The organism is Chryseosolibacter indicum, from assembly GCF_018598585.1.
GTDB lineage: Bacteria > Bacteroidota > Bacteroidia > Cytophagales > Cyclobacteriaceae > Chryseosolibacter > Chryseosolibacter indicus.
Map to the genome: position 1 here is coordinate 14,196 of NZ_JAHESD010000020.1, position 13,235 is coordinate 27,430.

At 41.0% G+C, this 13,235-nt stretch carries 7 protein-coding genes; all 7 read right to left on the reverse strand.

The window, feature by feature from the left end; translation table 11 throughout:
• Positions 1-39: 39 nt before the first annotated feature.
• Positions 40-1,914 (reverse strand): heparinase II/III domain-containing protein, encoded by a 1,875-nt coding sequence (locus KK060_RS10775; RefSeq protein ID WP_254153735.1) that lies wholly within the window; start codon positions 1,912-1,914, stop codon positions 40-42.
• Between the two features lie 34 nt (positions 1,915-1,948).
• Positions 1,949-4,003, reverse strand: a complete 2,055-nt coding sequence (locus KK060_RS10780; protein WP_254153736.1) for a right-handed parallel beta-helix repeat-containing protein — start codon at positions 4,001-4,003, stop codon at positions 1,949-1,951.
• A 97-nt stretch (positions 4,004-4,100) separates the two neighbouring features.
• Positions 4,101-5,087, reverse strand: a complete 987-nt coding sequence (locus KK060_RS10785; protein ID WP_254153737.1) for a DUF4466 family protein — start codon at positions 5,085-5,087, stop codon at positions 4,101-4,103.
• Between the two features lie 11 nt (positions 5,088-5,098).
• A complete protein-coding gene (locus tag KK060_RS10790; protein ID WP_254153738.1) occupies positions 5,099-5,503 on the reverse strand; it encodes an SGBP N-terminal domain-containing protein in 405 nt (134 codons plus the stop codon).
• Positions 5,504-5,525: 22 nt separating this feature from the next.
• Positions 5,526-7,373 carry a RagB/SusD family nutrient uptake outer membrane protein gene (locus KK060_RS10795; protein WP_254153739.1) on the reverse strand — a complete coding sequence of 616 codons (1,848 nt, stop codon included), beginning with the start codon at positions 7,371-7,373 and terminating at the stop codon, positions 5,526-5,528.
• 15 nt (positions 7,374-7,388) lie between these two features.
• Complete coding sequence (locus tag KK060_RS10800) at positions 7,389-10,481, reverse strand: SusC/RagA family TonB-linked outer membrane protein (protein WP_254153740.1); 3,093 nt, start codon at positions 10,479-10,481, stop codon at positions 7,389-7,391.
• 278 nt (positions 10,482-10,759) lie between these two features.
• On the reverse strand, positions 10,760-13,213 hold the full coding sequence (locus KK060_RS10805) for a glycoside hydrolase family 2 TIM barrel-domain containing protein (protein WP_254153741.1): 2,454 nt from the start codon (positions 13,211-13,213) through the stop codon (positions 10,760-10,762).
• Positions 13,214-13,235 lie beyond the last annotated feature (22 nt).

Sequence of the window (13,235 nt, forward strand, 5' to 3'; positions counted from 1 at the left end):
CCTTTGTTCTTTGACTATACTTACTGCAACCAATAATTGCTACCAGTTCTTTAGCGGCTTTATTTTCGCTTTTGCTTTCTTAGCTGCTTTTTCAGGAATTAATAGCACTGTAAATTGATTCTCTTCACTGCCCTTCAGGTTTACTTCAAAACCCACCAGTATGGTTCCAGGATTAGGAGCATCATAGTTCGTAGTAGGTTGTGTGCTCCATGTGCTTATGGTTGTGTTTGCAGGAGAATCAACCCTAAGAAAAAGTTTTTTTCCCTCTTTCGTAAGTGTTGCTGTATTCTTTCCCGTGATCTCAACATTAGCCGAAGTCATCATAACCCACTTTATAGTTGCAGGTTTATCAGTTGCCTTCAATTCATCATGTATGACAACATATTCTCCCTTTACAATTCCCACACCTCTTTTCACTGAAGCTAGCTGATTCTCATAAACAGTTGACAGGTCAGATACCGCATAAGAAAAGTCATGAGCATCAGAATGCTTATCAATCTTGGCATAGCCTTTCACGAGCTGCAATTGCCCATCTACTGTAAGAGTATTGTGAACATAATTATTCATTCGCAGGATTGTCCACCGTTGCGCATCCTGAGTGCGTCCGAAAATGTGCATACCTTTTGACTCCAACGATTCATACTCCTGCATTCCAAAATCAGAAGCCCAACGAACGCCATCAGATTCCATAACAAATGAGCCGACGTCCATATGACCATGGTTGACAGAAGGAGATCCCGCCTTAAAGCCGAGATAAATAGCGTTTGGATCACTCCATGAGGTACGCATTATGCTAACAGGATTGGCCCCCTGGCCCGTCCAAACGTTTTGGGACGGCGCTTCAATTTTATCAAATGAAATACCCTTTCCCCAGATCATGATTGCAGGTAAAAGTCTATCATTAGTAAAACCGGAAAAATCGCTTGTTTTTAAGTAATCCTTTTCCACCCACAGCAGTGAAGGATCGTTTGACTTTTGAGCGAACCAGAACATAGCAGGACTCAGATGACCTCGCATACCAGAATCGCCCCAGTTAAAACAAAGTCCTGTTGGGCCAGTCATGCTACGAAGAAATTTTGCAGTACTAAGAAACCCTGGTACTTGTGTTAACCCAAAATCAGAAGATAAAGCTTTCTCTACGGCACTCAAAAACATCACATTAAAAGAGGTCCCATAACCCCAGTATCCATATCCTTCCGGATATGCGCCATCGGGCTTGTATTCATCCATAGGAAGGTGAATAGTATTTATAGCGGTTGACAGAATTTTTTCAGAAAGCTCTGGATAATCTTCAGCTACAGCCAAGGCGCCGTAAGTCATACCTGCATTACAAACCTGGTTCCAGTTATGAGTTGCTTTGAGGTAGTGATTATAACGATTATCAAAGGAAAGTTCCAATCCTTTTTTTACGATAGCTTCCTGTATAATTTTTTTTGATTCAAGAGAAAGTTTATCAAAAAGCCAATCGTAACCAATGGCAACTGCCATTGTCATCTCTGCTACATCAAGGAAATGGCTTGGATTCCAGTCGCTGAATTTTGAGACCGCCAACAACTCTTTTTCCGCACGTACAAAATATTTGTCGTCGCCTGTCATTCTTGATGCATACGAAAGATAGAAAACCCTACGAAGGCATTCTCTCGATTTATCAAGAAGACGTCGCCCTATCTGAATTCGTTCTACAGGAGGTAGCGCAATTATCTTGTCACATTCTTTAAAAATAGCTTGATCCATCGCGGCCCAAATTTGATTTTGCGAAATTGCTGTTCTTATTATCTTCTCCTCATCCTTGAGCAATAGTATTCTAGGATGTCCAGGAAGTTTTGAAAAATCAGGAGCTTTATGCTGCTGTCCTGTTACAACAGACAGTAAGCCCATACTAACAATAAGAAGAAGTAAACATTTCTTTTGCATATCGAATTCCTTTTAGTAAAACCTAATCAAATCATTACTCCATTATAATGTACTTTTCAGTACTAAGCTTTTGCTGATCTTTATGTTTGCCATTACCAGCGTAAGTGTTACTTTCTGCTTTTATATCTTTTACACCATACGATTCAACGCCATACCCGTTATTATAATGAATTATGTTTTTTTTAACGGAGATGTTATCTGAACCATGGTAAAGGAACTCAGTCATAACACCACTGCGATCATTTGCTTCTATGAGGTTGCCTGTTATAGAAATGTCACGGCTCTCTGAAATCAGAACGCCATAATAACCGTTTCGTGCAATTTCGCAATTGGTTATCATTCCCTCTTTACTCTGACTTATCGAAACTCCACAGCCAAATGGTGAAGTATCGAGCCTACTATCTTTTACAGTAATGTTTGAGCAGTGGGTAAGTAAAAGGTTATGCTGCAATTTTGGTCCTGGAACAACACTTGAACCGTTCTCGTTGAGGTCGCAATTGATGACATTAACATTAGTAGCACCGCTAACAAGTACACCATTATAAGTACAATTTTGGACTGTTACGTTGATGAAGCTAATGTTTTTCATGCCGCCTTCTTTCGATGCGAGGAAAATTATTCCTCCTCTGTTAGCTCCATTCCGATAAGAACGCGACGAGTTTGGATCACTCGGAATCTCTGTTTTTAAGGCTCCCTCAACAACAAGATCACGAATTGTTACGTCATGCATATTGTCATCAGTGTTCGCGATTGCATCTCTTATCCCAGAGGAAGGATCTAAGAACAATACTGTCCGAAGTCCTTCTCCAGCTAACGTTACGCCTGAAGGTACCTTAAGAGTTGTTGAGAGTGTATGAATACCTGCACCTGCAATTACCCATTTTCCAGTACCCGAGGCTTCGTTCAATGCGTTTTGTAAAGACTCTCCTGGTGCCACCTTTATGGACTCTGGCGGGTGTGCAGCGCTGATTTCCATTGCTCCCGCCGGATAAGCTATTCTACCAGGTTTAGGAGTACCGGACTTCCTTTTCCTATACGAAGATGGTGCACGTTGCGCTGTAAGGATACTTCGTGACGCTTTAGGACGAATTAAATCAGCTGCAGCTTTAGTGTAAGGCACCTCCAACCCTTCCGCCGAATAGTGACGGTAAACATACTCATAATTATCCCTAACATCCTTTACTCTTTCTGAGATTGGACCGTAGCCATGGTTTTTTTTGCCAAGAACAAAACTAGCAGTGTATTCGAAGCCTAGCGCAATTCTGTTGTCTGCTATAGTAAAAAGATCAACACCTTGCGTATATGCTATACGTGCTGCGCCTGCAAATTCACCTAGCCCAAGCTGAACATGCCCCTGATCTCTTGTACTCTCCTGGCACTGTCCGCTGGGATATATATATTTAAATACACTGCCATTAAAAGGCGCATGCAGGAAATGATCTATCGCATTATCGAACATTTGCCGGTTATCCGTGAATACACCAATCGCCATGATGGAGTGAATGATAGCACCATCCCAATTGCCGTTTGCTTGTGTATAGTAAAAACGCAGTAAAGGATAGTAAACACCTAAAAGCAAATTAACAAACTCATCCGTATTCTCTTTTTGCCATCCGGATTCTGTATACCGAAGAATCTCCGCGGCGTTACAGAGCAAGTGTCCTGTCCATCCGGCAAGAAGTTTTGCATCATTATAGTCGAAATCCCATAGCATCGTAGACCACTTGTGGATTACTTCAATTGCCTTTTTCGCGTATCGTTTATCCTCAGTGATATACCACAGCAAAGCACAATTATAAGCCATATTTGCTCCCTTCGAAAGGTCATCACCCCCGAAGTTAGGTTTACCGTAGGGCCCCCGTAGCACGTGTGTAAAGGGTGTTACAATAAAATTCAGATCAGTTTCATCTTTTAGCTTGTCAAAAGCATTCTTCCATGGTTGCTCGCCCTTGAGTACCTGGTTCTTCATGTATTCCAGGTCTTCCTTTGTTTGGTCAAGCCCTGGATGAATAATTTTTTGTGCACATATCCTGTTCGTAGTAAATAGAACAACTAAACAAATAATGAATAGCGGCATGGATATTCGCATGAGTAGAAGTGTTAGTTCAGAACTAAAATCGGAGGGCCTTATAAAAATAATGGCCATTGGAGAACATCCAATGGCCACTCATGTAAAGTATCAAAAATTAAAACATCGTTAATCTCTTCATGCTAATTACAGCAGAACCATTTGCATTTACTGAGTTCACATAAATATATGCACGATATTTACCGTCTTCAGTTTCTACCCATGCGCCGCTTTCAGCTTTAAGGTTAATTGCAAAATTAGATGCAGTAGATAAATTAAGATTTCTAAAATCTACCTCATCAACATACACCCCGTATTGAAGACGAGCGAGGTGCTGGTCACGAAGGTTCAGCGTTTCAATAATCTTTGTATTGTTATCTACACCTGCAGGTAACGTTACTCCAGGAAGATAAACAGGATCTGCTGCAGGAGCAACTAATGCGTGATTGAAGTTTTTGCCACCGATACTTCTATATAAGTATACAACATCAATTTTATCAGGCATGGTTGCTGCCTGTGCTGCATCATATACTGCCATATCCGCTACAGAAATGTACATAGCTGTTCCATTTACTGCTCTATCCAATGCCATGTCCATATTTGAAATCTCGTATGGCCCCATGTCATATTTCACAGTTTTTCCGTTAGAATCCTTCGCAGAAAACGTGAAGCTTACCGACTGGCCACGAGCTTCCTCCGGAATAACATAATAGTAACGCAATGTTGTAGCAAATGTATCTCTGGTGAACGTAACGTTTGTAAAGTTACCTTCTGTGCTGGAAGGAGAAGCAACCTCAATGCCTACATCAGCACCATTGCCTGCTGTATAATAAGCGAGGTTATCAAACCTTGTATTCGCAGCACCAGGAATAGAAGCTTCAACCTGTGCAGAGGCCAGAGCTCCCAGATCAGGAGGTAGTGCCATTGCATAAGCAAACTCGATTCTGTTACCAACGAGGTTTGGACCAATTGTTCTCTTTATACAATCATTCTGAAATTCATTTTTTGGTTGGGGTAGTGAATATTCATCATCCTCACAACCTGTGAGAACAACGAATAACATACCTACAATCGTTACTAGAAAACCTATATTTTTTAATGTCATAACTTTAAAGTTTAAGGTTGTACCGTGATATAGACAGTATAAGTCTTTCTCACTTTACGGTTTCCTGATATAACTGTGTATTGTTTAGGATTTGCAAGGTCTGAGAAATCAACCTTTCCTGTGATCTTAGGATCCAGTTTTGCATCCGTTACCAACGTAAACTGAGGGTAGAGGTTCTTTAGATCCGTACCAAAAGCAACTTCTACATTAATTGTTTGAGCCGTTGTGTCTATAGCCGCAGCTTTTGTTCTTACGGTTTGAAAATCTGTACCTAGTAATTCGAAACTACTTACATAACATTCTGACCTCCTGGTTATCAATAGGCCATCTTCATCAATAGGAAGATCATCAGAGCATCTTGTTGATAAAACCAGAACAAGTGCTACTATTAACGATATCTTAAAATACTTTTTCATATTTGAGTTCTCAGTTTAAAAATTACAACCAAGGCTTATTCTGCGTTAAATTGCTATTGCGATCACGTTCGCCTGGCGGAATACGGAATATATAATTCTGCTGATATGTAAGCTCAACTGTATTGCGATAGTACACATCGCGGTTTGCACCATGGGTATCTCTTGTTTGAATACCATTTCCGTTTGGTGGTCCCCAAACTCTTTCCAACGCTCTCCATCTTCGCAAATCAAAACCACGATGTCCTTCAGCAACAAGCTCTATGATGCGTTCCTGTTCTATCGCAGAAAAGAGTGCTTCAGGGCTTGCAGTCATTGCAGCAGTAAGCGGAGGAAGATTACCACGATGGCGGATTTTATTAACCAGGTCAATTGCATCAGCCTGGGGACCAAGAACAGCATTTGTTGCTTCAGCATACATCAGGTAAACGTCTGCCAGTCTCATAACAGGCCATGCAAAATCACCATCGCTACGTCCTTGCCCTGCATAGTTCCGTACGAATTTTCTAAATACATAACCAGAGTTAGACCCGTCTGTATTATAAGTTGTATAAGTTACTCCATTAATGGCCACCTTCTGATTCCATGTATTATAAATAAATGGTACAAAACCTGTTGATTGAAGTGAGGCCATACCTATACTCATTTCGTAATCCCATTGAATGGAGGATTTCATTCTGTAGTCTCTATTTGCATAGGACAGAGGATTTACAGCCGAATTAATAGTTGTTCTTGCAGCCGCATTTGTTGTAGGGTTCATTGGAACCAATTTAGGTGCAAACTCACCTGTAGTAGTTAATTGATAACGGTCTGCTATTTCGTAGCGGGGAGAAACCCAACACTGGGAGCTTTCATGAGAACGTCCTGAAAAATCCCGCATTAACTCCTCTCCCTGACTTGTACCTGTTCCTCCATGTGCAAAATTCATAATAAATTCAGCATCGCCATTTGCAGCAGGGAGAAACAAATGATAGTAGTTTGGTAAAGTATCTGGTTCACCCGACCTGTCCATGTCACCAGGAGTGCCGCCTCTAAACAATATTAAACCATAGTTATCAATTACAGCTTTAAAATCAGCTGCCGCATTTGTATACGCAGTAACTGCTGCAGCATCATCTTGCGTAAATCCCTCCAACTCGGGCCATCCAAATCTCTTCCATGAAGCCCAATAAAGCTGTAGCTTACCTCTGAACGCCAAGGCTGCAGGTTTTCCTGCACGACCGATACCAGGTTTTTTTTCCGGAAGCTTGTCAAAAGCATACGTAAAGTCTGCCATGATAGAATCTTTCACTACAGCAATGGGAGTGCGTTCAATGGATGCCACCTCATCATTATCATTAACTACCTTATTGATATAAGGCACATCACCCCACATGGAGATAAGACGAAAGTACACCATACCCCTTAGTAGACGAGCCTCTCCAACGATGGTTTCAAGTCTTTTTCTTACCTCTGCATTAGAAGTTGTTGTCAACAACTTCCGTGTGTTTTCAATAACATAATTGGTTCGGTTTACACCTCCGTAAAGGTATCGGAAATACTTGTCAAATGAAGAACCATAACCTGATGGGTTATAGTTGCCATTATGATAAGCATCTCCTAACCGGAGATTACCATCTGTTGCGCTTGTACCTCTTACGCGCGTATACTCTCCGTGGCCATCAAAATAATAATCACGGTCAAAAAGAGGCCTTACACTTGAGTATGCACCCATTAAGGCAGCCGCAGCATCATTTTCATTTTTCCAGAAAACTTCAACCAAAGGCTCTGTCGTAGGTTTTTGATCGAGAAGGTCTTCTGAACAAGAAGCAGGAAAGAGCATTAGCGTACTTAATGTAGCAAATACTCCTATATTAAAAATTAATTTTTTCATACTTAAAAGTGATCTTTAGATACCAATGTTAATTCCAATAGCATAAGATTTGGTCAAAGGATAGGCATCACTTCTATTGCCTATTTTTTCAGGATCAAGACCACGGTATCCTGTAATTGTCGCGATGTTTTCCGCTGAAGCATAAATCCTCGCATTGGCCACACGAATTCTGCTAAGCACATTTGAAGGAATTCTATATCCAAGTTGAATGTTTTTCACACGCAGGTAACTCATGTCATCCAGCCAGAAAGTAGACTCCTCTCTGTTTGCGTTACCACTTAAACGAGGCCACTCACCATTTCTGTTATCCCAGTTCCATGGATTATTCCAATGGTCCCATGTTGAAGCATAACGTTGCGTTGGAAAACTTACGTTGTTGTAATTATTCAACCAATGATCTTTTCGTCCTGTAGCGCCTTGAAGTAAGAAGGTAAGATCAAATCCTCTCCATGCAACGTTACCAGTTAAACCAAAGTTTGTTGTTGGTCTGTCGCGTTGTACATTCTTATACGCCTTTCTGTCATTACCATCAATTCTACCATCACCATTTAAATCCTCGCGTAAGATATCGCCAGGAGACGCCCCCTGAGGAGTAGCGTTATAAACGTCTTGCCAGGTTTGCGCTATACCACTGGCAACATAGCTGTACACATAGTTATAAGGCATTCCAACAAAAATATTATTACCAGAGTAAGTAGTTCCTCTTCCCACAAACTCACTCCAGTTTTCAATGGTGTTTGCATTATACGAAGCATTCAAATTAACAGAATAAGAAATTTCTCCTATTTGATCACGCCACGTAAAATTACCTTCTATACCTCTGTTGCGCATATCTCCTATGTTAGCACGAGGTGCATCGTATGCGCCTCCCAGGAAAACAGACATTTGAGAAGGGAGAAGCATTCCCTTTGTCTTTCTATCATAGAAGTCAAATTCTGTAGTAAGACGGTTGTTAAGGAAACCGAGCTCAAGTCCGACGTTTAACACTTGTGTCTCTTCCCAAGTAAGATCTTCATTGATCATTTTCCTATATACCAAGCCTTTTGTTACATAACTACCATTCATATAATGGCCTCCTGAAAGAACATCTTGTTGCTCATACCGTTGAACACCACTGTTGTTACCTAAGCCACCAAAAGAAGCGCGAAGTTTCCCGTTGCTAAGCCATCCTTCACTAGCCATAAAGTTTTCTTCTGAAAAGCGCCAGCCTACAGCAACAGAAGGAAAGAATCCGTACTGGTGTCCTTTTAAGAATTTAGATGATCCATCGTAACGGAAGCTTGCTTCTAATAGATACTTATCAAAAGCAGAATAATTTATACGACCGATGTATGACCGAAGACCTTCTTCATTTGAATTACCTTCTGTAACCTGAACCTGAGGAAGGGCTGCGTCTATTTCATGAAGAGATGGATGAAGTCTGTCATTCCTTGATGTTAATTGATAACGGTTATACCAATACTCCTCACTGTAAACTACTAAAGCAGATAAATTATGATTCTCAGCCAATTTCGTGTTGTAACTAATTCGGCCTTGCAATTGCGTCTTATAACCAGTGTTGGTATAGTTTGCAATACCTGCATTGTCTCCTACATAAACCCTTGAACCAAATGCATTCGCCTGAAAATTATAAGCACGGTTGGGCATTGGAGCTAGGTAGCGAAACTGATTGTAGTAATTTAATGCATAGTCAAGGCGAGCTGTTAGTCCTTTTATAGGTGACCAGTCAATGAAAATATTAGGATTTATCTCCTGGCGATTTTGCTCATTAATGTTATTCATGTAAACCGAATACGGATTATATGCCTGAACATCTTCACCGTAAGACATTACGCCGCCGTAGTAACCAGACACAGGATTGTAGGGAGTAATACCAGGAATAGCGTACTGCATATCAAAACCTGCTGTATTGGTTGGATCATCATCTGTAAAACCATCTTCAAGTGAATATGTGAACTTTGACCAGTTACCATTGAACCTGATCCCCACGTTCATGTTCTCGCGAAGCTTATAATCGTAATTAAACCTGGTGTTGTAGCGAGAGAAGTCGTTGTTGATTTGTATACCGTCCTGATCGAGGTATCCAACTGAAATAAAGAAATTCGATTTATCGTTTCCACCTGATGCTGATAAGTTATGATTCATGATCTTTCCATCACGCACAATGATATCCCACCAGTCAGTATTAGGAAAACGTAATGGATCAACCATCCCCATGGCCATCCATTGATCTATGGTACCATTTTTAAAGATAAAGTTCGATGGAAGGGTATTTACGGCTGCAGCACGCTGATGAAGGGTAAGCGTACGCGGGTAGTTGGCTAAGAAATCATAAGACTTTACTGGCTCTTCAATAGCATAGGAGCCAGTATAATTAATCTGTGTCTTTTGCATTCCTTTTCCTGATTTTGTAGTAATCAGTACAACACCGTTAGCACCACGTGAACCATATACGGAAGCTGATGCTGCATCTTTGAGTACCGAAATGCTCTCAATATCATTAAAGTTTAAGCGGTTAATGTCTACATCAGGCATACCATCTACGACAATAAGTGGCCCGCTATTATTCACGGAACCGAGACCGCGGATGAGTAGTGAGGCATTGTTATTACCTGCCATACCCGAAGACTGAGTAGCAGTTAAGCCCGGAACAAGACCTGTAAGTCCAGAAGAAACGTTAGTTAAAGCGCGGCCTGTGATCTTCTCATCTATCTTTACAGCAGAAACAGCACCCGTAACGTTAACTTTTTCCTGGGTACCGTAACCTACAACAACAACTTCGTTTAATGTTTGAATATCTGGGGTTAGTGAAATATCTACAACAGTTCTGTCTCCAACAGGGATTTCTTCCGTTACGTGGCCAATGTAACTGAAAACAAGTACACCATCAGCAGGGACAGAAATGGAGAACTTTCCTTCAACATCTGTAATGGTACCTATGGTAGAACCTTTTACAACAACGTTTACCCCTGGAATTGGGTCTACTCCATCAGGGGAAGTGACACGCCCTGTTACGGTCGTCTGCGCTCGTGCGCTATTGGAGATCCCCACCACTATCAGTAGCAGAGCCAATAACTGACAAAGCTTTTTCTTGTACAATTTTTTCATGAATGGTTTGAGTTTAGATAATTAAAAAGCCTCCAGGTATTTATAGCAGTACCTGATACTCCCTTAATAAGGAAGCATACAAGCTTACCAGTATTTCAATTAGTAAGACGTCGAAAACCATTGCATACCTTACAAGAATTAGTAAGGACATTAAAAAAAAATTAAAACCAGTTAATGAATAATACCCTTAACGTATTCGTCGACCTCAAACGCAGATAAACGTGGCTTTTTTCGAAATTCTGTAAAAGCTTTAAGATATCTTATCGCAATAAATAGTGTTACAACGTTATAAATGCAGTTAATAAATCTTCACCCCTTACACTTATTACACTTTTTCCTTTACTTCTTACTTTTATTATAGCGCGGCCGTTGTAAAGTTGCACATAATTAGAACCTGAAGATGTGCCTTGATTGTCTATTAGTTCTCCATCACCAGTTATTGAAAATCTCACAAAATTCATAGCATCCAGGCAGAGCACGCCTTTTTTATCGATTACTTTTGCCTGAATTGTAGTGATTCCATTATCCTCCCCAACCTTTTCAATTACAAGTTGCGAAGGCCGATCCCATTTCTCAATCTGATAAATAAAAGTTATTTCATCCTCTACCTTAATCTTACCCTTCCTAGCCACAACATTTATTTTGTTCTCGCCTTCATTAAACCTTAATAACCATCGCAAACCTGCTGCGGGAAAATCCTGGCTGTTTCTCTTTTTAATACCAAAAGACTTTCCATTCAGAAACAACTCTACTTCATCGCAATTGGAATATACCTTTACCATCTTCTCTTCGTCTTTTTCTCCCCAACGTACCGGCCAACTGTGCCCATAAATATGGACCATGGGTTTTTCCGTCCACCATGATTGAAAAACATAATACGACTCTTTCTTGGTAAAGTCTCTTTCTACTACTCCTTTCTGATTCATGTAAGGAACAGGATTGTCAGGACGAACAGGTGTAGAAAAATCTTTGAAAGGCCAGTAAGCAGTACCTGTTAACCAGGGCATGGTTTCCTGTTCTTTTAAATGCCAGTCAATAAGATTGCAGATGTAAGATTCACTCCAATCGCCATCTTTAGATACACGGGCAGAGCCACCAAACAACGAAGCATCACCCGCACGTTCGTCTGCACCTTTACCTGTCAACACTTTACTTAGTATCTGATCTGGATTTTCTGAGTGTCGCCTGGCGTGGCTATCACCTCCCCATTCTACATGGATAAAGTGTTTTACCTTGTCTTTTTCGGCTTCTGAAACTGATTTGTATTCCGTGTAAATTCCGCGATACCAACCAGCCCAGATGGAAGGTGAATACACATCAACAATGTCTTTACAAAAATCGCATCGGCGTATGGCTGTTTTTCTTGAGGGATCAAGCTGATGAGAAAGATCATTAAGCTCCTTCATAAACGTCCTGATCTTCTCTTTATCAAATTCCGGAAAATCTCCCGGCCAGTCGTTTTCATTTCCAAGTCCCCATATAATAATGGAAGGATGGTTGTAGTGTTGCTCGATCATGTTTGCGAGCATGGTACGTGCCTGAGCTTTATATACATCACCACCAAGTCCTCCCCTGCACCATGGAATTTCTTCCCACACAAGAATACCGAGGCTATCACAAAGGTTTAACACAATCCGCGATTGCTGATAATGGCCAAGCCTGATAAAGTTTACACCCATCTCTTTCATCATCACCATCTCTTTACTGATCATCTCCTCCGTCATTGCGGCACCTACGCCTGCATGATCTTCATGACGGTGCGTGCCCCTCAGCAAAAGTCTTTTGCCATTGAGCATGAAGGGGCCCTTTTCTACGAATACAAAATTTCGAAAACCAACCTTTTCGGTATACGTACTTTCTGTTTCTCCTACCTTAAAAGATATCTGTACGGTATATAACTTTGGAAGTGTAGTAGACCACAACACTGGCTTCTTAAGATCAAAGGATACCAGCTCTTGTGTACCTGATATCGAACTCAAGGCAACGTTCTGTTGTTTCACTACTTTTCCTGACGGATCTATTAATGTAACAGAAACATCGGCTTTTGAAACATTAGCCGGATTAGCGAAGCGCGCCTTCACGTTAATGCTACCCGTCTTTCCATCCTTGTCCGTTTGTGCAAATGCAAAGATCTTATCAGGATAAACGGAAGGTGTGTATACCAGATTAAGGTAGCGATAGATACCACCATACAAATTGAAGTCAGACAAATCAGATGGGATCATTTCCAAATCACGAGAGTTGTCTGTACGTATGGACAAAGGAATTTTTCCCTTAAACTGCTTTTGATAAGCCTCAGTTTTCTGGAATGCAGCAACAGCATCGGTGATGTCTACTGTCCATTCATCATAGCCACCTACGTGCTCTCCTACTTTTGTTGTATAAATATATACCTGTGTTTTTTGTCCGGCTCCTTCAAAGTGAAGCAGGGTGCGGCCATTAACGTAAGGATTGTTAACCGATAACGATGTTCTGTACCAGGCAGGTCCCTGATAATAATTAATATCAGGATCAACGGCATCAATAGCGTTAACACAATGAGGCAAGGAAACAGAATCCCAGAGAGGCACACTTTCGGGTGCTCCCTTTCCTACGGGGCGAACCGCCTCCCAGATACCGCCCAGGTCTTGCTTCAAAAATTGCCAATGGTCATTAAGGCGAATATTTTGCTGGCCAAACGCCACCGAGCACAACGCAGTAATAACAATTATAAAAGAAAGGGTTCGCTTCATTATTATGTTCAACTTTATAATT